This window comes from Halovivax sp. (assembly GCA_007119345.1).
Lineage (GTDB): Archaea > Halobacteriota > Halobacteria > Halobacteriales > Natrialbaceae > Halovivax.
In genome coordinates this window covers 1-23,583 of sequence record SKPV01000291.1, presented here as the reverse complement: position 1 = coordinate 23,583, position 23,583 = coordinate 1, and the positions used below count along the sequence as shown (strand labels likewise).

Here is a 23,583-nt window from a genome sequence, read left to right as displayed (position 1 = left end):
CCTCCGGGTCGCCAGCCACGGTCAGTCACCCGCCCCGGCACCCGCGCGCTGGATGTCCGCACCCTCGTCGAGTCGGCGCCGGACCCGCTCGCGGGCGTCGCCGAGCTCGGCGCCGGCGTCGGCCGCCCGCTCCAGGAGGACGTCCGCCATCAGCCCCTCCGTGCCGACCGCGCCGGCGTACCAGATCCGGTGCCCGTCGACGTCGGCGGGAACGTCCCAGCCCTCGCGGTAGTCCTCGGTCAGTCCCATGTCCTCGGGAATGTCCTCCTGGGTGTGATAGCCGTCCGCGATGAAGAGGGGGACGACCACGACGTCGTCGCTCTCGAAGAAGTCGGTGACGTCGTCGACCTCCGGCTCCTCGTCCATGAACAGCGCGCGCACCTCGTCGAAGCGGCCCCGGTCCCGGATTCGCTCGGTGTGGTACTCGATCGCCTTCGCCGAGTTCTCGTTACGCTCGGTCCCGTGGCCCACGACGGCGAGGCCGAACCCGTCGCCCACGTCCGGGTCGCCGGTGACGCGCTCGGCGCGCTCGACGATGACGTCGGTCATGGCGTCGTGGGTCCCCACCGGCCCGCAGTAGTGGACCGTCTGCTCCACGTCGGCCGCCGCCAGCGTCGCGTGCGTCGCGCTGGTCCCGTCGGAGTCCCAGCGGTCGACGTCCCAGCCCTCGAGGCGCAGCTCGCGGGGGATCACCCGCTCGGTGAAGTAGCCCTCGCTGATGAACAGCGGGACGACGTAGACCTCGTCGGACTCCAGCGTGCGCAGGACCTCACGGAAGTGCGGTTCCTCCTTCCAGAACGCCTCCCGGACCTCGTCGAAGGCGCCGGTCTCGCGAACCGCGTCCGCGTGGGCGAACGTCGGATCCGAGGCGTCGGGGTTCAGGTGCGACCCGTGGGCCGCGATAACGAGCGCTTGCATGAGTCGGGGTTAGGACGGGCGCCGTATATCGACTTCGCTGTCGGCGAGGGAGACGGGACTCCACGACGGTCCCACTCGTCCGCGGTCTCCACGAACGGACGAGCCGAACGGCCGGTCGTTGGCCCCGCGACCATCACCCACGCTTAAGCGGCTCCGCCCCGCGCCCCCAACCGATGACGTCGAACCCGGACTCGCGACCGGAGGTGTCTCGATGACCGACCTCGACCTGCTCGTCAGTCTGAACGACCACGATCGCCCGCAGTCGGTGGCCGAGCGCGCCGCGCGCGCCGAGGAACTCGGCTTCGCCCGCGTCTCGATGGGCGAGACCACCGGCTGGAACGTCGTCCCGCCGCTGACCCTGATCGCCGATCGGACGACGGAACTGGGCCTCTCGACCGACGTCGTCTCCCCCTTCGGCCGCTCGCCGGCGATGCTCGCCCAGACGGCGCTCACGCTGTGCGACGCCTCCGACGGGCGATTTCGGCTCGGGCTGGGCCCCAGCTCGCCCGCGATCACCGAGCGCTGGCACGGCGCGGCCTTCGACCGGCCGCTGCGCCGACTGCGCGAGACGGTCGAGATCGTCCGCGGCGTCTTCGAGGAGGGGACCCCCGCCTACGACGGCGAGCTCTTCGAGATCGGCGGCCTGAACTACGAGCGCGGGCCCCCGGAGGAACCGCCCGCGATCGACCTCGCCACCCTCGGACCCAAGGCGACCGAGCTCGCCGGCCGATTCGGCGACGGCTGGGCCCCGCAGCTCTTCACGCGAGACGGGCTCGAAGCCCGGCTGGACGACCTGGCCCGAGGAGCCGAATTGAGCGACCGGAGCGTGGACGCCCTGCGCGTGGCGCCGATCGTCCGCTGTTTCGCCGCCGACGAGCGCGACCGGGCCCGCGAGACCGCCCGCTCGACGCTCGCGTTCATGCTCGGCGCCTACGGCCCGTACTACGGGGACTCCGTGGCCGAGCAGGGCTACCCGGACGTCGTGGCGGAGATCCGGGCCGCGTGGGAGGAGCGGGATACGGACGCGATGGCCGCCGCGCTCCCCGACGAGGTGCTGGACGCGCTCGTGGCGGCGGGCACTCCCGACGAGGTCCGTGAATGGGTGACGGAGTACGCCTCGATCGCCGGCGTGGACGCGGTACGAGTCGGCTTCGTCCGCGGGATGAGCGACGCGGACAAGGAGACGACGATGGAAGTCGTGAGCGAGCTGGTGGCGTAAGGTTTCGCGAGTGTGGTGTGATCACGGCGGGGAACCACGACGACCGATCCCAGCCGGTCCCGCTCAGTCCACGAACCGAACCCCGACGTCCGCCGGGTTCGCCGCCCACTCTTCCCTGGAGACGCTGTAGCGGTAGAAGTCGGCGGGTTCACCGTCGTGGACGGCCCAGTTCCGGAGCAGCCCCTCCTTCCGGCCGCCGTGAGCCTCGACGTACTTCTCGATCGCCCGGTTCGACTTCGCGTTGTCCACGTGGGCCGTCACCGCGACCAGTTCGAGATCGAGTCGGTCGAACGCGAGCGCCATCATCGCGGCCGCGCGCTCGCCTGAGTAGCCCCGGCCCCAGAACGGTTTCCGGAGCCAGGTGCCGAGCCCCATCGAGCGGCGGTCCCAGTCGACTCCGAAGCCGGCGTCGCCGGCGAACTCGCCGGCCCCCTCCTCGCCCTCGCGAGGTCGGATGACGTACGAGGCGCCCTCCCCGGAGGCGTACTTCTCGCCCATCTCTTCGACGAAGTCGAGCGTCTCCTTCGGCGTGGCGTGGGGATCCCACGTGAGGTGCTCGGTGATCTCCTCGATGTCGGGATCGTCGCCGGCGTGCTCGTAAAACTCGAAGAGGTCGACGGTCTCGGGGCGGACCGCTTCCATGCGCAGGCGGTCAGTTTCGATCGTTTCGGGAAACAGTTGCGTCATCGGTATCCTCCTCGCTCTTTTCGTCTCTGAATGCGGAGATGTGTCAGTTACCCTATCAGCGTTTCGATCGAACTCGATTCCGTCGCGGTCAGGTACTCCTCGCGATCGATCGAGAACCGGTGGAGGTCGGCCGGCTCGACGTCGACGGCGCGGAGGTTGCGAAAGCGACCGTCGTACCGACCGCCGTGGGCCTCGACGTACGTCGAAATCGCCCGTCGGGAGCGCTCGTTGGCGACCACGCAACTGACCGCGAAGCCGTCGAGGTCGAGGTGCTCGAAGACGACTTCGAGAAACGCCGCCGCGCGCTCGCCGGAGTACCCTCGACCCCAGAACGGCTTCCGGAGGACGATCGCGGACTCGGCGGTCCGACGCTCCCACTGGACGAACAGCGTGGTCGTTCCGGCGATCTCGCCGGCGTCGGGCTCGCCATCCCGGGGCCGGATAAGGTACGTGACCGACTCGGCCTCGGCGCGATTCTCGGCGGCGCCCTCGAGAAACGAGAGGGAATCCGCGGGCGTTTCGGGCGGCGAAAACGGTACGTGCTCGTACACGTCCTCGGGGTCCGGATCGTCCGCGAGCGCACCGTAGCGTTCGAAGACGTCGACCGACTCCGGATCGAACGGCTCGAGGCGGAGTCGGTCGCTCTCGATCGTCTCCGGGAACGGGTCGAGTCGGTCGCTCTCGATCGTCTCCGGGAACGGGTCGAGTCGGTCGCTCTCGATCGTCTCCGGAAACGAGTCGCCCATGGGGCGGTCGACCGAACGGGGTGACAAGTAGCTTTTCGGTGTCCGCGAACGGGCGACCGACGACCGGCGCGTCCCGTCCGACGGTGGGTTGGACCGCGTTTCGACGGACGGCGTGGCGATCGCCGGCGTCGGCGGTTGGGTGCGGATCCGCGAGGGTGCGTCAGGTTGATAACGAAACGGCCCTACCGATCGGTCAGTGAACGCGAACGTAATCCCGAGCGGAACGAGCGCGGCGAGCGTTCGAGCGGGCGCGACGGAGGCGGCGTCGGGGTCGGACGTCCTCGGCGCGGTCGTCTCCCCCGCAATCATCACCTCGCTGGACTCGGTCGACGTCCTCGCCTGGGTGGCGATCGGGACGTTCGTCGGGGCGATTATCCTGGAGTGGCGCGACGCGATCGACGGAGCGCGCTACGTCGCCGCCGCCGCGTGGGCGCTGTTCGGCGTCTTCTGGATCCTGATGGCGCCGTACTACCACTACGAGGTTAACAGCCCCCTCCAGACGGTGCTGGCGATCGCCGCGCTTCCGCTCTGTCTGTGGGCGGGCTACCTCCTCCTCCAGGGACGGCGGTCGCTGCTGGTCCTCTCGCGGGCGGTCGCTTTCATGGGCATCATCTACCTCCCGGCGGAGACGATCCCCGTCTTCCGACAGTGGCTCATCGAGGTGACGGCCTACCAGACCCACCTCGCGATGGACCTGGTGGCGACGAGCCCCGGGATCAACGAGGGAGCCAACGGCTACCAGAGCCGGTTCGACTTCGATCCGGACGAGACCGCAACCGGCCGCACGACCTACATCATCATGGCCTGCACGGGGCTGGGGAGCATGGCCATCTTCGGCGGCCTGATCGCCGCCGTGAAGGCGCCCCTGCGCCGGAAGGCCCTGGGCTTCGTCGTCGCGGTGGGGATCATCTGGTTCCTCAACCTCGTCCGGAACGTCTTCATCGCCCTCGCGACCCCGCACGGCTGGTTCCAGCAGGGCCCGTTCGTCTACGTCGCAACCGAGTGGGTGGGCACGGTCCCCGAGCGAACCTCCTTCTGGGTCTCCCACAACGTGCTCTCCCAGCCGCTGTCGGTCGTCGCGCTCGTCGGGATCGCCTACGTCGTGATCCGGCTCGTTCCGGAGGTGCTCGCACCCCTGGAGGAGGCCCTGTTCGTCCTCACCGGCCGGGAGCTCGACCTCGCCGACGCCCTGGGGACCGACGCCGGGGCCGAGCCCGAAACGCGCAAGTCTGCGGCCGACTGAACCCGGGTGATGACCCCCGCCGACGCGGACGGGACCGTCGAGTTCGCGGACCGCGCGGTCTACCTGCCCGACGCGGACGCGCTCGTCCTCGCGGACGTCCACCTCGGTCGCGGCGAGGCGTCGATGGTCGACGCGCCGATCGACGCCGCAGAGCGCGTCGTGGAGCGCATAGCGGAGCTCCTCGACCGGTTCGACCCGGCGACGGTCGCGATCGCCGGCGATCTGTTGCACTCGTTCTCGTGGATCCCCCGCGGCGTCCGATTGGCGATCGAGGGGACGGAGGCCGCGATCGACGGCGCGGGCGCGGAGCTCGTCTGCACGCCCGGCAACCACGACGCGATGCTCGCGGACGTGTTCGACGGCGAGACGGCACCCGCCCGCCGGCTGGCCGACGGCGAGACGGTCGTCTGTCACGGCCACGAACGTCCCCAACTCGACGGGAGCCGGTACGTGATCGGCCACGATCACCCGGCGCTCGCCGTCGAGGGACGCAAGCACCCGTGCTTCCTGTACGGACCCGGGGCGTACGAAGACGGTGACGGCGCCGCGGACGTGCTCGTCCTGCCGGCGTTCTCGCGGCTCGCCCGCGGGACGACGGTCAACGCCCGGCGCGGCCGGGACTTCCAGTCGCCGCTGGTGACGGACGCCGACGCCTTTCACCCGGTGATCCGGGACGTCGACGGCGAGGAGACGCTCTGGTTCCCGCCGCTCGGCGAGTGTCGGCGCGTGCTGTGAACGTCAGTCCCGAACCCGAACGGTAGTCGATCGCCGGCACCCGGACGTCCGCCATCACCCCAGCTCCGCCAGCACGGCTTCGGCCGCCTCGCGGCCGCTCGCCACGGCTCCCTGGATCGACGACCAGCGGGTGTACTCGCCGGCGAGGTAGACCGGCCCGTCGGGCGCGCGGACGTCGGGGAGTCGGTCGTGGATCCCCGGCGGCTGCGCGAACTGGGCGAACGAGATCCGATCGGTGTGCAGGCGTTCGAACCCGTCGAATCGACGCTCCGGGAACCACGAGGAGAGCGCGCGTTTCGTTCGCGCGGCGAGCGCCTCGTCGGTCATCCCGGGGTCGCCCAGGTAGGTCGCGCTGACGAGCGCCGACCCGTCGGGTGCGTACGCGGGCGCGACGGCGCTGTGGGGAACGATCTGGTTGGGCCAAGCCTCCCCCTCGTCCCGCACCGCCGGCGGTTCGGCGTTCAGTACCAGACGTCGCCCGACGTCCAGGTCGCCGCCCCCCAGCGCGTAGTACTGCGTGACGCAACCGCGCCCCTCGATCGGGATCGCGTCGACGGCCGTCAGCCCGCGAGCGGTCGGCGGATCCGTCGCGACAACGACGGCGTCGGCCCGGCGCGTCTCCCCGCCGATCGAGAGTTCAACCCCGTCGACGGCGGTCTCCAGTCGATCGACCGGCGTCCCCGTTTCGATCGTCGCTCCGGCGTCCCGCGCGCGGCCGGCCAGCTGTGCGGGGATCGCGCCCATCCCCGCCGCGGGCATCGCGGTATCGCCCTCGGCGAGCGCCTTGAAGACGTAGCGGAACACGCGCGCGGAGGTCGAGAGCGAACGGTCGAGGGTGATCCCGCCGAAAAACGGCGCCACGAATCGATCGCGAAAGCGCTGCGAGAAGCCCTCGTCGACGAGGAACGTCTCGATGTCGGTATCTGGCTCCGCGAAGATGTCCGCGAACTCTGTCCGGCGGAGCGTCCGCCAGAGGCCGAGCACGCGGACCTTGTCGCCGACGGTGACGTCGGCGTTGAACAGCGTCGCCGGCAGGGCGCGCGGCGCCCGGAGCGGATCCGCGAGGGTCGAGCGGTGGTTCGGCCGCGCCAGGCACGCGCCGGGGGCGAACCGCCGGAGCGAGAGCGCGTCGAGGTCGAGTTCGCGGCGAACGGCAGGATAGGCGGTGAACAGCACCTGGAATCCGCGGTCGAAGCGGTAGCCGTCCCGCTCGCGGGTGGCGACGCGGCCGCCGACGCGGTCCCGCCGCTCGAGGACCCTCACGTCCGCACCGTCCTCGGCGAGGCGGCGCGCGGCGATCAGTCCGGCGAGACCGGCGCCGACGACCGCCACCCGTGACGAATCGGTCATCGAGTGATCGTTCGGACTCCCGGTACAAAGATATCGGCCGGCGACTCACCGCGCGAGTGCGCGGGGCGATCCAGGGGAACAGGCCGACCCCGAGACGCGAATCGTTCGCCCGGCATCGAACCGATCGCCGGAATGCGAGCCGTTTACGTGGTGGGGCGCCGACTCGCCGACATGGAGACGACCGAGGCGTTCGAGGGACTCTCGTGTCGCGACTGTGGGGAATTTTACGACCCCGAAACGGGCACCCACCGCTGTGGAGAGTGCGAGGGCATCCTCGATCCGGCCTACGAGTACGACGAGATCGATGTCGACCGCGAGACCGTCGCCGCGCGGCCGTTCGATTCGATGTGGCGGTACGCGGAGTTGCTCCCGTTCCGGCGCGAGGGCGCCGTGACGATGGACGAGGGCGCGACGCCGACGATCGACTGCCCCTCCCTCGCCGGCGAGGTCGGGGTCGGGGAGTTCCTGATCAAAGACGAAGGGCGCAACCCGACGGGCACGTTCAAGGATCGGGGCGCGTCGATGGCCGTCACCGCGGCCGTCCAGCACGGTGCGACGGACGTCGCCCTGCCCTCCGCGGGGAACGCCGGGCAGGCGGCCGCCGCCTACGCCGGACGCGCCGGACTGGCGTCGCACGTCTACCTCCCGGCCCGGGCGGGATTCACGACGAAGGCGATGGTGAACGTCCACGGCGGCGACCTGACCGTCAGCGGCGGCCGGATCGGCGACGCCGCGGCGGCCTACGGCGACGCGATGGACGAGCACGAGGACTGGTACTCGCTGTCGTCCTTAGTGACCCCGTACCGTCACGAGGGCAAGAAGACGATGCTCTACGAGCTCGTCGAGCAGCGCGAGTGGGACGTTCCCGACGCGATCGTCTACCCGACCGGCGGCGGCGTCGGCCTCGCCGGGATGTACAAGGCCGCACTGGAGTTGCGCGAGCTCGGCCTGATCGACGAGCTGCCGTCGTTCTACGCCGCCCAGGCGACGGGGTGTGCCCCCATCGTCGAGGCGTTCGAGGCCGGCCGGGAGGTCCACGAGCCCGTCGAGCACCCGGACACGATCTGCGGGGGCATCGAGATCCCCGATCCGGGCGGAAGTCAGTGGATCCTCGAGGCGCTCCGTGAGACCGACGGCGGCGCCGTCGCGACCGACGACGAGGAGATCCTCGACGCGGCGATCGCCGTCGCCCAGAGCGAAGGACTGGAGATGGCGCCGACCTGCGCGGCCGCCGCCAGCGGCGCCTGGGCGCTCGCCGACGCCGGCGAGTTCGACGACGACGAGACGGTCGTCGTGGTCAACACCGGCGCCGGGAACAAGGAAGCCGACGTCCTGCGAAGTCACCTGATGAGCCAGGGGGTCTGAGTGAGAGCATCGGTCGACCCCACGAGATATCGGACTGGAAACGAACGGCTCGTCTTATTGCTTAGACGGCGGATCAAAGGGCTTCGGTGAAGCAAGAGCTCCCGATCGACGGCGGACAGAGAAACGCGAAGTTCGCCGGAACGTGGACGAGCGGAGTGACGGGCGCGATCTCTCACCCTTCGCACGTTCGAAGAAGTGTTTCGGCGGGTACCAGGGATCGGACGGGATCGCCGATTAGTCGTCGTCCTTCTCGTTCGGCGGATCCGCGTGATCCGGCGGGCCGCCGTCTTGCTCTCCGGGCGAGCCGTCCTCGTGCTGTCCCGGCGGGTCGACGCCGGCGATACTGCGGGCGATCTCCGCCACGTCGGGACCGCTTACCTCGGAGGCATTTTGGCGAAGTTCATCGAGTCGAGCGGTGTCGACGCCGACCGCTTCGGCTCGCTGCTCGGTTTGGTTGACCGACTCCTCGAACAACCCGAGTTCGACTGCCATCCGCGTCAGCTGCTCCTGGTGTCCGGGAGGCCGCTCGTCCCCGCGATCGGCGAAGTGGTTCGTCCGTTCTTGCAGCCGGTCGAACCGCCCTTCGAGTTCCCCAACGCGATCGTTCACCACGGCCTCCCGGTCCTCGGCGCCCTCGAACGCCGCCTCGAACATCCCCTGGTCGACGCTCACGTTCGCGTCGGCGGAGCTAGACTGCATGAAAGTCCCCACTTCGGAGCCCATCCCCGGGGTCTCGTCGTCGGCCTCGTCGGCCGGATCGTCGACCGACGAGTCGACGACCGCCGCCGCGCCGATCGACGCCAGGGCGAGACCGACGACGACGAGCGCACCTACCACCGCGAGTCGGTACCCGTTCATCACGATCAACTAGAAGTCGGCCATCATAAAAGGGTGAACCTTCGTTCGAACGGTTCAACTCCGTTCGCGGGGCCGTCGGCGATCGTTCGCACCGTTCGCGGATCGTTCACCGGCCGCTACCCCGCCAGCGGCCGACCGGACGGCCACTCGCGATAGTGCCCCGTCGTTCTCACCCCAGGTATCGGTCGACCCCGGGAGCGCCGCCGCCCGGCTCGAGAGCCGGCCGATTCAGGACTGTTTGTCCTTCGACCTAAGTGTTCTCGCAGAATAGTTATGTGGCGCGGACCCTTGGTACCACTTAGCATGTTCGAGCGGTTCTCGGGAAGCTACTACCTCGGCCGGCTGTACGTGACGCCGTCCGAAGACGAGCGCGTGACGATGGAACGCGCCCAGCACGAACGCGTGAACGAGCAACTGTACGCGACCGGCGAGGGGGTCGAACGACTCGACGCCCCGCTGGTGATGAAACTGGAGTCCAGACACTTCCCGGTCCACGGCGACGACGCGGTACCCGCGAACACGCTCGCCGTTCCCGAATCCCTCCTCGAGGACACCGCCATCCGCAACCCGCCGGAGCTCTCGGAAGTGTTCCTCGCGCGCCGCGAGCGCGCCCGTCAGCTGCTCGAGTGGTCGGGCTGGCAACCCGACGACGAGGCCGGTCCGCTCCCGGACGGGTGGGAGTCGAACGTCGGAACCTAGAAGTACCCGGACTCCCCGCGTTCTACCGATGTCCAGGCTCGACGAGTGGCTCGGCCGCGCGCCGCTCAAAGAGCGGATCGCGGAACTCGAGGCGGAACTCGAACGGCAACGAGATCGCTACGAGGCCGAATCCGAGCGACGCGCCGAAGCGGTCAGGGAACGCCAGACCGCCCAGGAGCGAATCAACCGCCTGGAGGATCGGATCGCCCAGCTCGAGGGCGAACTCGACCGCGTCGACGACGACGAGCGCCGGCTGGAGTACCGCCGCCGGGAGCGGCTGCGGGGCGAGCGCCTCAGGGAGGTCCTGGACCGACTCCGCTCCGTACGAGCCGGTCCGGAAGGGATCCTGACGGCGTCCGTCGACGGCGGATCGCTTCCGGAGACGGTTTCGGACGCGCTCGGCGATCGCGCGCGACTGGCGGCCGAGGCGGCGCCGTGTCTCGTCTGCGTCGACGACGCCGGTCTCCTCTCGGTCGCGCTCGACGCGCCGACGGCGCCGTCGATCGAGCCGACCTGGGACGACCGCGTCGCGCTCGATCCGTCGTGGTTCCGCCCGACCGGCTCGTTCCTGCTGGCGCTCGTCCGGGCCGACCTCTTCGCGCTCGGGCGCTACGAGGGCGACGAGCGCGTCGACTACGTCGGCTTCGAGAGCGACGTGAAAGGCGCCCACTCCAAGGGCGGGTTCTCCCAGGCGCGCTTCGAACGCATCCGTGAGGGACAGATCGACGACCACCTCGAACGGTCCCGCGAGGCGATCGCGGAGGCGCTCTCGGCGGCCGAGGCCGACCGGCTCTACCTGGTCGGACAGCGAAACGCCGTCGACGAGCTCGCCGCCGACCTCGAGACGCCGCCCGAGGCCACGATGACCGTCGACGCCACCGGCGCGCCCGAGTCCGCCCTCGACGACGCGTTCCGGTCGTTCTGGACGGCCGAGTTGCGGGTGATCTGAGGAGACCCGGACGCCCGCCGGGACGGGCCAGCCCGTGTTCGTCGGCGGCAACCGATCCCGGCCGATCGCCCCCGAATCGACCGACCGCCAGCGACCACCGATACCGACCAACCGCCGCCGAATCGACCGACCGCCAGTCCGCGTTGCGGGCGAACCGATCGACCGCCATACCGCTTCTCGAACGATTAAGTACGGGCTCCGCCATGTGCCCGTATGCGCGTTACGATCCTCGCTCACGAGCAGTTCCCCGACGGGGCCAAGACGGCCCAGGGGATCCTGCGCTACGCCGACTACGACGTCGTCGCGGTCCTCGACCGCGAGACCGCCGGCGACCGCGTGACCGACCACGTCCCGGACGTCCAGAACGCCCCGATCGTCGAGGGGATGGACGACGTCGACGAGCCGGTCGACGCCCTGATCGTCGGCATCGCCCCCGTCGGCGGCGGCTTCGAAGCCTCCTGGCGGCCGGACGTTCGAACCGCCCTCGAACGCGGCTGCGACGTGATCTCCGGGCTGCACTACTTCCTGAACGAGGACGACGAGTTCGCGGCGCTCGCCGCCGAGCACGACTGCGAGCTCTGGGACGTCCGCGAACCCCACGACGACCTCACCGTCAGCGAGGGCGTCGCGGCCGAGGTCGACGCCGACGTCGTCTGCACCGTCGGCACCGACTGCGCGGTCGGGAAGATGACGGCGACGATGGAACTGGTCGAGGCCGCCCGCGCGGCGGGCCACGACGCGGCGGCGATCCCGACCGGACAGACCGGCATCGTGATCGAAGGCTGGGGCAACCCCGTCGACCGGGTCGTCAGCGACTTCACCGCCGGCTCGGTCGAGGAGATGATCCTCGAGAAGGGCGACGAGCACGACCTCCTGATCGTCGAGGGACAGGGGAGCATCGTCCACCCGGCGTACTCCGCCGTCACCTGCGGCATCCTCCACGGCGCGATGGCCGATCGCCTGGTGCTGTGCCACGAGGCCGGCCGGGAGCGCGTCGGCCACTACGAGTCGTTCGAACTCCCCCCGGTCCCGGCGTACGTCGACCTCTACGAGTCCCTCGCCGCGCCGGTCCGGGAGAGCGAGGTCGTCGCGGGGATCCTCAACACCCGGTCGATCGACGACGACGCGGCGGCCCGCGACGCCGTCTCGACCTACGCCGACGAGGTGGGCGGCCCGGCGACCGATCCGATCCGCTTCGACGCCGCGGAGATCCTGGAGGCGATCGTATGAGCCTGACCACCGATTTCGAGCGGGTGACGCTCCCGCTCGAGTTCCCGTTCACCATCTCGCGGCGGACGGACACGGAGACGGAGGTGGTCGTCGTCCGGGTCGAAGACGAGGCGGGCCGGGTCGGCGTCGGCGGCGCGGGTCCGTCGGCCCACTACGGCGAGTCCGCGGACACCGTCGAGGCGGTGCTCGGAAGCCTGTTCGCGGTCGTCGAGGACGTCGGCGATCCCCACCAGCTCGGCCGCATCGAGCGCCGGATGCGCGAGACGATCCACCGCAACCCGGCCGCTCGCTGTGCGGTGTCGATCGCGCTACACGATCTCGTCGCGAAGCGACTCGACGTCCCGCTGTACCGGTACTGGGGGCTCGACCCGACCGAGACGGTCGAGAGCTCCTACACCATCGGCATCGACGACACCGAGACGATGCGCGAAAAGACCGAGATCGCGGTCGAACGCGGCTACACGACGCTCAAGGTCAAGCTCGGCACCGACCGCGACGTCGAGATCGTCGAGACGATCCGGGACGTCGCCCCCGACGCGCGCCTCTACGTCGACGCGAACGAGGCCTGGACGCCCAAAGAGGCCGTCCGCAAGATCGACGAGTTCGCCGCCTACGACCTCGAGTTCGTCGAGCAACCCGTCCCGGCCGAGAACCCGGAAGGACTGGGCTACGTCTACGAACACGCGTCCCTCCCGATCGCCGCCGACGAGTCGCTGTGCACCGTCGACGACGTCCCCAGGGTGGCCGAGCGCTGTGACGTCGCGAACCTGAAGCTGATGAAGTGCGGCGGGTTGCGAGAGGCGATCCGTATCGTCCACGCCGCCCGCGCCCACGGCATGCAGGTGATGTGCGGGTGCATGTCCGAGTCGAACGCCTCGATCGCGGCGGCCTGCCACCTGGCACCCCTGCTCGACTACGCCGACCTCGACGGATCCCTGCTGCTCGAGGACGACCCGTACGACGGCGTCCCGATGCCGGGCGGGCTGATCGATCTCGAGTCGCTCGATCGTCCGGGGACCGGCGCCGTCGAGAACTGAGCGCACCTCGCCTACGACGCAGGTCGGCGACGCCGGCCACCGGCGACTTCGACCCTCGCATCGACGCCGGTGGCCGACGACTCCGACCTCGCGTCGACGCGGCGCACCTTTTTAGTCGTCCGGTCCGCACTCCGGGTGTATGAGCGAGCTACGCGACGAACTGCGCGCGGCGTACGAGGACGCCGGCTACGATGTCGGCGAGGTGACCGAGAACCGGGATACGGTTCGTGTCGTCCTGCTCGAGGAGGCGGGCGCCGAGGACGTCAGATCGATCGCGGCCGACGTCCTCGGGGAGGAACCGTCCTTCGGCGTGAACGTGACGACCGAGTCCGTCGACGGCCACGACGGGACGAGCACGGTCGTCTCCTTCCGGAATCGATAGACTCGGGAACCGGCGGCTTATCGACTCGCGGCGAGCCGACCGCCTCACCCCAGGTCCTCGTCGCGCTGGGACTCCCGGAGGATGAACGGCCCCATCGCGAGCGTCCGCTTCGCGACGGTCGCGATGCGCAGGATGAAGACGATGAAGACGACGAACGGAGCGATGCCGACGACGAAGCCGGCGCTCGTGAGCCAGACGAGGTTGTCTACGCCCAGCGTCGCCCCCGGTAGGGCGTCCGCGTCGACGTACATGATCATCACCGCCATCACCGTCAGCGCGGGGACCGAGATGTACAGCAGCGCCCGCGAGAGGTTGATCAGCTCCCACTGGAAGTACAGCGTCTTGAAGTGCTCGCGGGCCGGGCCGAAGAGTTTCAGCGTCTCGATCGTGTGATCGAGCTTCTCGGAGGCCTCCTCGGAGAGCGACTCCTCGTGATCCGCGCGGATCTTGCGGGCGTCGTAGATCTTCCGCGAGTAGTTGAAGTTGAGCGCGTTCCAGAGAACTTCGAAGGTGCCGAACTGGGCGTTCTCGAGGCCGTCTTTCACGCTTCCGGCGTTCTCCTTCATGTCGTCGACGTAGTCGGCGATCTTCTCCCGGAGCTCCTCGTCGCGCTCGTCGTCCATCTCCGACTCGAGTTCGTCCGCCCGGGCCTCGACGCCGGCGACCAGCTCGTAGAGGAACGCCGCGGGTTCGGGCGGGCTCGCGTCCTCGTCGATCGTGCTCTCGACGTCCTGGCGAAACTCCATCGCCTGGTCCATCCGGTCGCGCTGTTCGCCGACGGCGCCCAGCTCCTGGGAGAGCACCAGCTGGTTGATCGTGACGACGATGGAGGTGCCCGTGATGATCGCCCCGATGAACGCCGAGAAGAGGAACTCGAGGCCGTCCTGGGCCTCCACGATCTCCCGCAGCGGGGAAAGACCCACGAAGCTCGCGAGGACGAGCACGACGAACACCGCCGCCAGGACCGCCGCCGTGAGGACCCACCGGTTGATCCGGAGCAGAAGGTACAACCGCGCTCCGCCGAGTCGATCCTGCCCGCTTTCGTCGCCGTCGTCCGCGTCCGACTCCGGGGATCCCATCGAGCGTCTCTCACGACCACGGCCGGCGGTAAAATACTCGGGCCGGGAATCGACGGGCGAGGACGCCAATCGCCACTCGTCGGATGCGAAGGACGTCGCCCGATCCGCTTTTCCTGGTCGCAGGGGCTGCCCGCGGTTGCTCCCCTCCGGTTGCGGGAGATGCCCGCGACCGCACCTGCCCGGTTGCGGGGGATGCCCGCGACCGAACCTGCCCGGTTGCGGGGGATGCCGCGGTCACTCCTCACCGGCCGCGGGGACGTCACCCGGCCCCGCCCTCCCGTCGCGGTCCCCGTACGAGACGTCGAACGGCCCCGCATCCGGATCCTTCTGGGGGAGCATCGGGCCCGACGACGCGGTCCGTCGGGTCACCGTCGCCGTCCGGAGGATGTACGCGACGAGCAGCGCGAGCGGCGACACCACGACGGCGACCAGCGCGCTGACGACGTACGGGAGGACCGCGATCGAGAGCGTCGGACCGGTGAGATCGGCGAAGACGAAACCGATGAGGAGCGCCGAGAGGATCGCCGGGACGCCGGTGTAGATCGTCAGCTGAGAAAAGCGGGTCAGCTCCCGCTGCAGGTACGTCGTCTTGAAGTGCTCCCGTGCGACGGCGAACAGCTGCAGGGCGCCCAGGAGCTCGTCGAACGCCGCCGTCGCCTCCTCCGACAGGGCGCCCTCGTGACGGTGTCGGAGGTGCGTTCCGGCGTACTGCTGCCAGGCGTCGTCGAAGGCGACGGCCGCCGAGACGGCCTTGACCGTGCCGAACTGGGCGTGCTCGAGCGTGTCGTCGAGCCGTTCCGTGCTCTCCCGGAGGCCGGCGACGTAGCTCGCGATCGGCCCCCGAACCGCCTCGTCGTGGTCGGAGACGGCATCGTCGAGGGCGTCCGCGCGGTGGTGAATCGTCGCGACGATCAGTTCGAGCAGCTTCGTCGGCGCCGCCGGCGCCGCCGGGACCGCCGCCGCCTTCGCCACGTCGCGGCGGAACGAGACGACCCCGTCGATCTGGTCGCGCGCCTCCCCGGCGGCCGTGAACTCCCGGGAGAGGATGAGCTGGTTGATCGAGACGACGAGCGTGACCAGCGAGAACGTGCCCGCGATCATGCCGCCGGCCAGCCTGGTGATGGAGTCGTCGTTGGCGAACGAGATCAAGCCGACCTCGCCCAGCGCCAGCATCGACAGGAAGACGGCGATCGACAGCAGGGCCGCCACGAAGAGTCGGTCGCCGTCGACGAGAAACCACTCCTGGACTCGTCGGAGCGCGTTCGTTCGCTCGCCGATGTTCGCGCCGAACGACTCCATGGGCTCAACGGGTTCGTCGCGCTCGCCCGCGCCGGAACCGGTGGTCATGGGTCGGTCGGGTATTCGACGCTCCGGTGGATAAGCCCCCGCTTTGCAGGCGATCCGACGGCGAACGCGCGATAGTCAAGGCCCAGTCTGAAATGCGCTCGGAACGTCGGTTCCACCGTCATGCGTTCCAGCGAAGCCGGCCGCGACCGCGATCGGCGACGCTTCCTCGCCGCGGCGGGGGCGGTGCTCGGAGCGAGCCTGGCCGGCTGCGTCGACGGCCGCGAGCCCGACTACGAGCCGGGCGACGTGCCGGACGTCGACGGCGAGCCCCGCACCGCGGAGGAGATGGCGGCGGCCGAAGCGATCGCCGAGCGGGACGTGCGGGAGGGCGTCTCGCCGCTCGACGATCTCGCCGTTTCCGACCACGAGTTCGTCCTGGAAGACGGCTACGAGGGAGCGACCGTCCGGGGGACCGTCTCGAACGACGGCGACGACCGGATCGAACTCGTCGAGGTGCGGGTCCGCGTCTACGACGAAAACGGCGACCAGCTCGGTCGGTACCTGGATCGGACCGGCGACCTCGGCGCCGGCGAGCGTTGGGCGTTCGCCGTCGTCCTGCTCGAAGCGCCCGACGACATCGCCGAGTACGACGTCGCGGTGCTCGGGACGCCGACGTAGCCTCGCGAAAAAACGACCGTCGGAGTCGCGGCCGCGGAGACGCGTCGCCGACTCAGTTCTCCTCGTCCTGCAGTTCGGTGAGTTCTGCCTCGACGTCCTCGTCGAGTTCGACCTCCTCGTCCGCCTCGTCGGCACCGCTCGCCCCGACCTCGGACTTGAGCGTCTCCAGTTCGGCGTCGACGCCGCTGTCGGACGACACCTGCTCGAGCTCGCGGTCGATCTGGTCCTTGTCGGTCAGGACCTCGTCGAAGGCGCCGGTCTCGCGCAGTTCGTCCATCGCGGCGGCGCGAGCCTCCATGTCCTGGGTCTGTTCCTCGGCGCGCTCGATGGAGCGGCCGACGTCCTCGAACTCTTCCCCGGTGGCGGTCATCGCCTCCGAGACCGTCGAACTGGCCTCCGCGGCCTCGTAGCGGGCCTTCATCGTCTCCTTCTTGGTCCGGAACTCCTCGATACGAGTCTGGAGCTCGTCCTTCTGGTCGATCAGCCGGTCCTGCTGGTTCTGCAGGTCGGCGATCTGGCGCTCTAACTCCTCGATCTGGTTCATCTTCGCCTTCTTCTTCTCGAGCGCCTTGCGCGCGAGGTCCTCGCGGTCCTGCTCGACGGCGGCACGGGCCTGTTCGTTGTGTTTCTCGACGTTCTCCTCGAGTCGGCGCTTTTGCATCTCGAGGCGCTTTTTCTGCGTGGTGAGGTCCGCGATTCCTCGCTTTACCTGCTGGAGCTGATCGCGCATCTGCTCGTAGGAGTAGTCGAGCGTTTCCGTCGGATCCTCCGCCCGGTTCAACACCGCGTTCAACTTCGAGCGGATGACGTACGAGGTCCGAGAGAGGATGCCCATGTTACGTACGTGTCGCTCTTGGCCCTTAAAAACATCACATTGACAACAGTCGAACCCCCGATTCGCCGGGCAGATGGCCGAATCGCCCCGATTCGGTTCCGGCCGAACGCGTCGTGAGAAGGTGCTTCCCGAGTCCCCGCTACCGCTCCCCGAATGATGGGTCGGCATCGGTGGGCCAGGGCCTCGGCATCGGTGGATTCGGGGTCGGCATCAATGAATTCGGGTGTCGTCATCGGTGGATCGGGCCTCGGCATCGATGGATCGGGCGTCGGCATCGGTGGATATCGCGTTCTGGGCGTGCGCTTTTCCCCACGGGCGGCGGATGCCGACGCATGCGCGGCCGACCGGCCACTCGACGAGCACTCCTGGCCTCCGGCGGAGCGACCCTCGTCGGCGGTCTCGCCGGGTGCGTTCACGACGAATCCGAACACGAAGTGGGCAATCCGGAACCGTTCGTCGAGGTCCTGGCGTCCGGCGACGGCGAGGAACGATTCGGTCCGCCCGTCGCCCACGTCGTCGAGGGCGGGACGGTCCAGTGGGTGGTCGACGGCGGGACGCACGATTCGACCGCCTACCACCCGGAGACGCACCGGGACCAGCCGCGGATTCCGGCCGGCGCCGAGCCGTGGTCGAGCGACCCGCTCTCCGGCGACGCCGCCTTCGACCACGCGTTCGAGACGGAAGGGGTGTACGACTACGCCTGTACCGTCCACGAGACCCGGGGGATGGTCGGGAGCATCGTCGTCGGGTGGCCGGCGGAACTCGACGGCGAGCCCGGCCTCTCGTCTCCGTCTCACGCGTATCCCGCAGCCGCTCGCGAACAACTCGAACGGCACACCGACCAAGTTCGGTCCGACCTCGAGGACGAGTACGAACGGCCGTGAGCGACGAATCGGTGACCGGCCGTCGGCCGCGACGATCCGAGGTCGTCGACGACGCCGAAACCGTCCACGAGCCTGGAAACGACGACGCTGAAACCGTCCACAACACCGAATACGATGACGCCGAAGCCGTCCAGAATCCCGAAAACGACGATCCCGAGATCGACGTCACTCCCGCGGTTCGTCCGGTTCGAAGCCGTACATTTTCGCCACCCTCGAGATGACGTGTTCGTGGACGTACCAGAGGACGATGACCGCGCCCACGATGATGAGGGCGTCTTCCAGCCCGCCCATGAGGCCGAGGCCGACGATCAGGGTCGTCGCGCAGGCGGCGGGGTGGTTCGTCTTCGTGACGAGCATCGTCGCGGTGGTCAACATCATCGCCACCGTCGCGCTCGCGGAGAGGTAGAGGAGCTCCATCGTGAAGGCGGGGTCGGGGCGGTCGAAGACGACGTACGCGCTGACCTCGTTCGCGAACAAAGCGTAAGCGATCAGGCCGGCGGCGACGGCGACGGCGTGCCCGCCGATGACGTGGTAGGCACCCTCCTCTCTCGGTTGCTCACCGGTCGCCAGGAGGTACGCGGAAGGGCCCAGGCTCGGGAACAGGAACGGGCGACCCGTCGCGATCGTGATGATCCCCAGGACGGCGAAGTGAAAGAACGTGTTCAGCGTCGCGCTGTACTCGTCCCTGAGGTCCAGTTCGAACGCTGCCACGCACGTACCTGTGCGTGCTCGGGCTACCAAAAGGGCTCGCCGGCATTGCTCGCCCGACCGTCCACGGAGGCTCGCGACGGACGGAGCCACCGGAGGTCCACGACGGACGGAGCCACCGGAGCGCCGATCGATCCGGTCGGGAGGATTCAAGGACCGCGACCACCCACCTCCGCCCATGACCGACGTCCTGATTCCGGGCGGCCGCGACGTTCGCGGGAGTCGAGACGGTCCCGCCGACCCGGACGCGCTCGTCGTCGCGTGTCCGCCCCATCCCCGACACGGCGGCAGCCGAACCGACGGGCGCCTCCGGGCGGTCGGCGACGCCCTCACCGACCGCGGGATCGGCTGCCTCCGGATCGACTACGGGCCCTGGGACGAGGGCGTGGGCGAGCGCGAGGACGTCCGAAACGCCGTCCGGTGGGCCGCCGATCAGGCCGACCGCGTCGGACTGTTCGGGTACAGCTTCGGCGCCTCGGAGGCGATCCTCGCGGCCGCCTCTGTCGATCGCGAGATCGCCGCCGTCTCCGCGCTGGCGCCGACCGCGAGCCTGGGTCCCGAACTGGACGTCGTCGCCGCGCTCGGCGAACTCGACGAGGGGGCGGCGCTACAGGTGCTGTACGGCTCGCGAGACGAGACCGTCGACTGGAGGCCGGTCGTCGACCGGGCCCGGGAACGGGACGCGGCCGTCGTCGAGCTGTCGGGCGATCACTTCTTCGTCGGCCAACGGCTGAAGATCGCCGAACGCGTCGGGGCGTTCCTCGACGCCGAACTCCGCGACGGGGCGGACGATGGCGGACCGTCGACTCCGTAGCGACCCTCATCGCTCGGGCCGTCGCCGCTCGCGCCTGTCCTCGAGCACCGCGCGGATCCGTTTTCCCGGGCCGCCCTCGATCGGCCATCCGAGCTGGCGCCACGCGGGCGGTTCGGGTTCGAAATCCCCGCACGATCCCGCACACTCGCGGGCCGTCTGCTGGCGGCCCTTCGCCGCACAAAACGGAAGCGCCTGCCCGTCGGTCCGCGTCTCGAAGTACCGGCAGTCGGGGCGCATCGTGTCGACGTAGGACCGCCAGCCGCGTTCGTAGGCGCGCTCGGCGATCGCCAGGCGCGTGGCCGCCTTCTCGTCGGGCTCGACGTACTCGAACCGCGACGCGGAGGCGTCGCGAATCCCGCCCGAGGGTCGTTCGAGGATGCGCGTTCCGGGCTCGTCCACCGCCAGCGTTCGGGGGTACCACGCCACCTCGGCCGTCAACCCGTCGGGATCGAGCGCGAGGATGCCGGCTTCCACCGGCAGGTCCTCGAGGAGCGCCGGCTCGACGCGCTCGCCCGTGGTTCGGGTGGCGACCCAGACCTCGTCCGCGAGCGCCGTCGCCACGTCGAACTCGAGTTGCGGACCGAGGACGCGGGCGGCGCTCGCGTCCAGGTCGGGCTTGTTCTCGATCGCGATCACGCGCTCGAGCCAGTCGGGGTAGGGCCACCGGCGGCGAATCTCGATCCGCCGTCCGTCGCGGCGGGTCTCGAGGATCCCGCGGTCGTCGGCGCGGTGGATCGACTCGCGGACGTAGCGCCACGGGTAGCCGGGATCGGGCAAGGCGTCGCGGTAGTACGCCCACTCCTCGGGAGCGTGCTGGACGACGTCGAGAAGGTCGCCGTCGAGGCGTTCCGGGCCGAATCGCGAGCGTTCGCGCAGTCCCTCGGGGTCGCACTCCAGGACGACGGTGTCCCAGCGCCGGCGCTTCGTTCCCAGCTGGCGGGCGACGAGCACGGCGGACTCGCGGGGCTCGCCCGGCGGCCACGCGCGCTCGGCCCACCGGCAGGTGCGCAGTTCGAACCCGAACTCGCTCGCGACGAAGTCCACGGCGGTCGTTGGAACCCGACCGCGAAAACCTTGCGGCTCCGAACCCGATCCCGACCCCGGCGCGAGCGCGGGTTGAGGTCACTCCGGTCCGAACCCGGCGAGGCGCGCCTGGTAACGTAGCCGACACGGACTCCTCCGGGGCTCACGGCCCGCGAGCCCGGCGTCCCTCGCGGCTCACATTCCCGGCATCGACTCCTCGTTCGCGGCCGCGACCGCCGACGGATCGATCGTCGCGACGATCGCGTGCGCGTACAGCCGGGCGACCACCAGGAGGGAGAAGAAGACGACGGTCGGGACGGCGAGGAGCCCGAACACGGTGACGAGCAGCATCACCGCGACGCCGCCGGCGGTGAACCAGACCACGAGCGACTGGAGCGTCGCCGAAACGTAGGGAAGCCCGCTCGCGGCGCGGACGATCACACCCCAGTCCGCCGCGCCGGTGAGCGACCCCGACCGCGCGACCGCGAACATCGCCGCGGGGGCCAGGTAGGCGCCGATCGCGAAGGCCGCCCCCGCCGGGACAGCGACGGTCCAGAGTCCGACGTCCGATCCCGCCAGGCCCCAGACGCCCGCCGCGACGGCGACCGCCGGAAGGATCGCGTAGCCGATCAGAACGCCCGCACCGACGATTCCGGTGCGGACGAGTCCCAGCGGCTCGGCGATCGCCGGCGGCTCCTCGTCCGCGATCGGTTCGGCGAGGACCCGGAGCGCGTACCCGACCAGCGGGACGCCCGCGAGGAGCGCGACGATCGCGAGCGACGGATTCCACAACAGCGCAACCGGTAGGAGGATCACGACGGGCGCGGCGATGGCGCCGCCGCGGATCGCCCGTCGCTTCCAGTCGCCGCGGACGGCGTAGGAGAACGCCTCCTCGAGCATCGGTCTCGACAAGCCGGAACAGGGAGAAAACAGTTACGAGGTTCGGCGACGACGGGCGATCGTTCGATCGGAGCGGCCGCTTCGAAGCCGGGGAGACGGGCCGCTCTCCGGCGTTAGATCTCCTGTTCGTCCTCCAGCTCGTCGATGAACTCGTGAGCCTCCTCGAGGATCTCGCGGGGCCCGTCCTGCGTGACGGTGTTGACCGCCTGCTCGTAGTCGCGCCACTGGAGGTCGCGGTGCTCGTTCGAGAGCTCCGCGCTCGCCTCGTAGGACTTCGCGATGAACAGGTGGACCGTCTTGTGGATGGTCGTTCCGTTCGCCTCGAAGACGTAGCTGTAGTCCTCGCGAAAGCCGTCGAGTAGTCTGAACTGATCGATTCCTGCCTCTTCCTTGACTTCGCGGATAGCCGTCTGCTGTAGTTCTTCGTCTCCCTCGACACCGCCCTTCGGAAACTCCCAGTCCCCGGGGCGGCTCTTGAGCAGAAGATACTCGCGCCGGCCCCGCGTGTCGCGGAAGAGGATCGCGCCTGCGCTCGTAGCTTCGACTGCCATTGGCGGGATTTACCGGCCGAGCCGTAATGAGAATATCGGACCGTCGGTCCGAACACGGACGAGAGACTGGACCGTCCGTCCGAACACGGGAGATTTTTACGGTCCCGCGGCGGAGTCTGGGCAACGACCGATGACCTTCGTCACCCGCCTCACGCTCCAGAGCGGCGATCGGGCCGCCCTCGACGGATTCGTCGAGGACGTAAAGACCACGGCGGAGCGCAAGGGGGCGGCGCTGAAGGGGCCCCACTCCCACCCGCCGCGGCGGTTTACCGTTCCCCAGCGGCGCCGCCTGCACGCCGACGACGAGCGCAGCTTCGGCTCCTGGGACTACACCGTCTTCACCCGGGAACTCGAGATCCACGGCCACCAGGAGTTCGCCCGCGCCGTCACCGAATCCGGGTTCCCCGACTCGGTGCACATCGAAATCGAGGTCGAGCAGATCCGCGGGATGGGCCGCAGCTGACCGCGGACTGACGCCGGTCGCCCCCGCAACCTGGAGCCGGACGCGTCGATCGCCCCGCCGTTCAACTCCATTTCGGACGTACCGACCGTCCCCGCAATCCGATTCCTGACCCACTGACCGCCTCCGCCTTCCCGATCCGAGCGCGCCGACCGCCCCCGCGATCCGGGTCCGGTACCCGACGCAGAGCCGGCACGATTTTACCGCCCACGCCCCTCGATCGAACCATGTCCGCAGACGACCCGGTGGCGCTCCGCCGCGAGCTCCACCGCCATCCGGAGCCCGCGTGGTGCGAGTTCGAGACGACGGCCAGACTCGTCGACCGCCTCGCCGCGCTCGACCTCGACGGCCTCCACGTCGGCCCCGACGCGATCGCGACCGAGCACCGCCTGGCGGTCCCCGACGACGACGAACTCGAGCGCTGGCACGAGCGAGCCCGGGAGGCGGGCGCCGATCCCGAGACCCTCGAGCGCCTGGAGGGCGGTTACACGGGCGCCGTGGCCGTCCTCGACCGGGGCGACGGACCCACGGTCGGCCTCCGCGTCGACATCGACGGCCTCCCCCAGCCCGAGTCCGACGACGAGGACCACGTCCCCGCCGCGGAGGGCTTTCGCTCCGAGACCGGCGAATCGATGCACGCCTGCGGCCACGACGCCCACGCGGCGATCGGCGTCGGCGTCCTCGAGGCGGTCGCCGCGGGCGAGGTGGACTTCGCGGGCACGTTGAAGGTCTTCTTCCAGCCCGCAGAGGAGGTCATCGGCGGCGGAAAGGCGATGGCCAGGAGCGAGCACCTCGCGGACGTCGACTACCTCCTCGCGCTCCACGTCGGGCTGGACCACCCGACGGGCGAGGTCGTCGCCGGCATCGACGGCTTCCTCGCGGTTCGCCACTTCGAGGCCACCTTCCGCGGCGAGCCCGCCCACGCCGGCGGCCACCCCGAACAGGG

General features: G+C 69.7%; 26 protein-coding genes. 14 read left to right on the top strand and 12 right to left on the bottom strand.

Features of this window, described 5'->3' with window-relative positions; all coding sequences use genetic code 11:
• Nucleotides 1-21: 21 nt before the first annotated feature.
• A complete protein-coding gene (locus tag QZT59_RS19095; protein WP_290819549.1) occupies nucleotides 22-918 on the bottom strand; it encodes a CbiX/SirB N-terminal domain-containing protein in 897 nt (298 codons plus the stop codon).
• Between the two features lie 211 nt (nucleotides 919-1,129).
• Between QZT59_RS19095 and QZT59_RS19090 the strand changes: the two genes are divergently transcribed.
• On the top strand, nucleotides 1,130-2,137 hold the full coding sequence (locus tag QZT59_RS19090) for a TIGR04024 family LLM class F420-dependent oxidoreductase (protein WP_290819547.1): 1,008 nt from the start codon (nucleotides 1,130-1,132) through the stop codon (nucleotides 2,135-2,137).
• A gap of 63 nt (nucleotides 2,138-2,200) precedes the next feature.
• Here the strand turns inward: QZT59_RS19090 and QZT59_RS19085 are convergent, their stop codons facing one another.
• Both QZT59_RS19085 and QZT59_RS19080 read right to left on the bottom strand, forming a co-directional pair.
• Nucleotides 2,201-2,824 carry a GNAT family N-acetyltransferase gene (locus QZT59_RS19085; RefSeq protein ID WP_290819545.1) on the bottom strand — a complete coding sequence of 208 codons (624 nt, stop codon included), beginning with the start codon at nucleotides 2,822-2,824 and terminating at the stop codon, nucleotides 2,201-2,203.
• 47 nt (nucleotides 2,825-2,871) lie between these two features.
• Nucleotides 2,872-3,570, bottom strand: a complete 699-nt coding sequence (locus tag QZT59_RS19080) for a GNAT family N-acetyltransferase (RefSeq protein WP_290819543.1) — start codon at nucleotides 3,568-3,570, stop codon at nucleotides 2,872-2,874.
• Nucleotides 3,571-3,766: 196 nt separating this feature from the next.
• Here QZT59_RS19080 and artA point away from each other — a divergent pair, with 196 nt between their 5' ends.
• Nucleotides 3,767-4,813 (top strand): archaeosortase A, encoded by a 1,047-nt coding sequence (gene artA, locus QZT59_RS19075; protein ID WP_394348684.1) that lies wholly within the window; start codon nucleotides 3,767-3,769, stop codon nucleotides 4,811-4,813.
• Between the two features lie 9 nt (nucleotides 4,814-4,822).
• Entirely contained in the window at nucleotides 4,823-5,548 is a 726-nt protein-coding gene (locus QZT59_RS19070) for a metallophosphoesterase (RefSeq protein WP_290819541.1), read from the top strand.
• Nucleotides 5,549-5,602: 54 nt separating this feature from the next.
• Here QZT59_RS19070 and QZT59_RS19065 read toward each other — a convergent pair whose 3' ends face one another.
• On the bottom strand, nucleotides 5,603-6,898 hold the full coding sequence (locus QZT59_RS19065) for an NAD(P)/FAD-dependent oxidoreductase (RefSeq protein WP_290819539.1): 1,296 nt from the start codon (nucleotides 6,896-6,898) through the stop codon (nucleotides 5,603-5,605).
• A gap of 171 nt (nucleotides 6,899-7,069) precedes the next feature.
• Between QZT59_RS19065 and QZT59_RS19060 the strand changes: the two genes are divergently transcribed.
• Complete coding sequence (locus QZT59_RS19060) at nucleotides 7,070-8,263, top strand: threonine synthase (RefSeq protein ID WP_290819538.1); 1,194 nt, start codon at nucleotides 7,070-7,072, stop codon at nucleotides 8,261-8,263.
• 234 nt (nucleotides 8,264-8,497) lie between these two features.
• Here QZT59_RS19060 and QZT59_RS19055 read toward each other — a convergent pair whose 3' ends face one another.
• Nucleotides 8,498-9,121 carry a hypothetical protein gene (locus QZT59_RS19055; RefSeq protein WP_290819536.1) on the bottom strand — a complete coding sequence of 208 codons (624 nt, stop codon included), beginning with the start codon at nucleotides 9,119-9,121 and terminating at the stop codon, nucleotides 8,498-8,500.
• A 303-nt stretch (nucleotides 9,122-9,424) separates the two neighbouring features.
• Here QZT59_RS19055 and QZT59_RS19050 point away from each other — a divergent pair, with 303 nt between their 5' ends.
• The 5 genes from QZT59_RS19050 (at nucleotide 9,425) to QZT59_RS19030 (ending at nucleotide 13,418) form a co-directional block, all read left to right on the top strand.
• Nucleotides 9,425-9,820, top strand: a complete 396-nt coding sequence (locus QZT59_RS19050) for a DUF5802 family protein (protein WP_290819535.1) — start codon at nucleotides 9,425-9,427, stop codon at nucleotides 9,818-9,820.
• A 28-nt stretch (nucleotides 9,821-9,848) separates the two neighbouring features.
• Nucleotides 9,849-10,769, top strand: coding sequence for a Vms1/Ankzf1 family peptidyl-tRNA hydrolase (locus tag QZT59_RS19045; RefSeq protein WP_290819534.1), 921 nt, complete (start codon nucleotides 9,849-9,851; stop codon nucleotides 10,767-10,769).
• Nucleotides 10,770-10,982: 213 nt separating this feature from the next.
• Nucleotides 10,983-11,999: a DUF1611 domain-containing protein gene (locus tag QZT59_RS19040; protein ID WP_290819533.1), complete on the top strand. Its 1,017-nt coding sequence runs from the start codon at nucleotides 10,983-10,985 to the stop codon at nucleotides 11,997-11,999.
• Complete coding sequence (locus tag QZT59_RS19035; protein ID WP_290819532.1) at nucleotides 11,996-13,036, top strand: dipeptide epimerase; 1,041 nt, start codon at nucleotides 11,996-11,998, stop codon at nucleotides 13,034-13,036. Before QZT59_RS19040 ends, QZT59_RS19035 begins: the two co-directional genes overlap by 4 nt.
• Before the next feature lie 139 nt (nucleotides 13,037-13,175).
• Complete coding sequence (locus tag QZT59_RS19030; RefSeq protein ID WP_290819530.1) at nucleotides 13,176-13,418, top strand: hypothetical protein; 243 nt, start codon at nucleotides 13,176-13,178, stop codon at nucleotides 13,416-13,418.
• Between the two features lie 44 nt (nucleotides 13,419-13,462).
• Here QZT59_RS19030 and QZT59_RS19025 read toward each other — a convergent pair whose 3' ends face one another.
• Both QZT59_RS19025 and QZT59_RS19020 read right to left on the bottom strand, forming a co-directional pair.
• Complete coding sequence (locus QZT59_RS19025) at nucleotides 13,463-14,497, bottom strand: hypothetical protein (protein WP_290819529.1); 1,035 nt, start codon at nucleotides 14,495-14,497, stop codon at nucleotides 13,463-13,465.
• A 234-nt stretch (nucleotides 14,498-14,731) separates the two neighbouring features.
• Complete coding sequence (locus tag QZT59_RS19020; protein WP_290819527.1) at nucleotides 14,732-15,844, bottom strand: hypothetical protein; 1,113 nt, start codon at nucleotides 15,842-15,844, stop codon at nucleotides 14,732-14,734.
• A gap of 120 nt (nucleotides 15,845-15,964) precedes the next feature.
• Here QZT59_RS19020 and QZT59_RS19015 point away from each other — a divergent pair, with 120 nt between their 5' ends.
• Nucleotides 15,965-16,462, top strand: a complete 498-nt coding sequence (locus tag QZT59_RS19015; RefSeq protein ID WP_290819525.1) for an FxLYD domain-containing protein — start codon at nucleotides 15,965-15,967, stop codon at nucleotides 16,460-16,462.
• Between the two features lie 52 nt (nucleotides 16,463-16,514).
• Here the strand turns inward: QZT59_RS19015 and QZT59_RS19010 are convergent, their stop codons facing one another.
• A complete protein-coding gene (locus tag QZT59_RS19010; RefSeq protein ID WP_290819523.1) occupies nucleotides 16,515-17,297 on the bottom strand; it encodes a PspA/IM30 family protein in 783 nt (260 codons plus the stop codon).
• Between the two features lie 332 nt (nucleotides 17,298-17,629).
• On the opposite strand from QZT59_RS19010, the gene QZT59_RS19005 reads away from it, so the two are divergent.
• Nucleotides 17,630-18,181, top strand: coding sequence for a plastocyanin/azurin family copper-binding protein (locus QZT59_RS19005; RefSeq protein WP_290819521.1), 552 nt, complete (start codon nucleotides 17,630-17,632; stop codon nucleotides 18,179-18,181).
• A gap of 165 nt (nucleotides 18,182-18,346) precedes the next feature.
• Here the strand turns inward: QZT59_RS19005 and QZT59_RS19000 are convergent, their stop codons facing one another.
• Entirely contained in the window at nucleotides 18,347-18,892 is a 546-nt protein-coding gene (locus QZT59_RS19000; RefSeq protein ID WP_290819519.1) for an HPP family protein, read from the bottom strand.
• A gap of 175 nt (nucleotides 18,893-19,067) precedes the next feature.
• Between QZT59_RS19000 and QZT59_RS18995 the strand changes: the two genes are divergently transcribed.
• Nucleotides 19,068-19,703, top strand: a complete 636-nt coding sequence (locus tag QZT59_RS18995) for an alpha/beta hydrolase (RefSeq protein ID WP_290819517.1) — start codon at nucleotides 19,068-19,070, stop codon at nucleotides 19,701-19,703.
• 6 nt (nucleotides 19,704-19,709) lie between these two features.
• Here QZT59_RS18995 and QZT59_RS18990 read toward each other — a convergent pair whose 3' ends face one another.
• The 3 genes from QZT59_RS18990 to QZT59_RS18980 form a co-directional block, all read right to left on the bottom strand.
• The gene (locus QZT59_RS18990; protein WP_290819515.1) at nucleotides 19,710-20,747 is read right to left on the bottom strand and encodes a DUF5787 family protein; all 1,038 of its coding nucleotides are present in this window, start codon (nucleotides 20,745-20,747) and stop codon (nucleotides 19,710-19,712) included.
• Between the two features lie 174 nt (nucleotides 20,748-20,921).
• The gene (locus tag QZT59_RS18985; protein ID WP_290819513.1) at nucleotides 20,922-21,626 is read right to left on the bottom strand and encodes a DUF4013 domain-containing protein; all 705 of its coding nucleotides are present in this window, start codon (nucleotides 21,624-21,626) and stop codon (nucleotides 20,922-20,924) included.
• A 113-nt stretch (nucleotides 21,627-21,739) separates the two neighbouring features.
• The gene (locus tag QZT59_RS18980; RefSeq protein WP_290819511.1) at nucleotides 21,740-22,177 is read right to left on the bottom strand and encodes a bis(5'-nucleosyl)-tetraphosphatase; all 438 of its coding nucleotides are present in this window, start codon (nucleotides 22,175-22,177) and stop codon (nucleotides 21,740-21,742) included.
• Nucleotides 22,178-22,307: 130 nt separating this feature from the next.
• Here QZT59_RS18980 and QZT59_RS18975 point away from each other — a divergent pair, with 130 nt between their 5' ends.
• Both QZT59_RS18975 and QZT59_RS18970 read left to right on the top strand, forming a co-directional pair.
• Nucleotides 22,308-22,640, top strand: coding sequence for an uS10/mL48 family ribosomal protein (locus QZT59_RS18975; RefSeq protein WP_290819509.1), 333 nt, complete (start codon nucleotides 22,308-22,310; stop codon nucleotides 22,638-22,640).
• Between the two features lie 224 nt (nucleotides 22,641-22,864).
• On the top strand, nucleotides 22,865-23,583 hold a 719-nt coding region (locus tag QZT59_RS18970), incomplete at its 3' end, for an amidohydrolase (protein ID WP_290819507.1).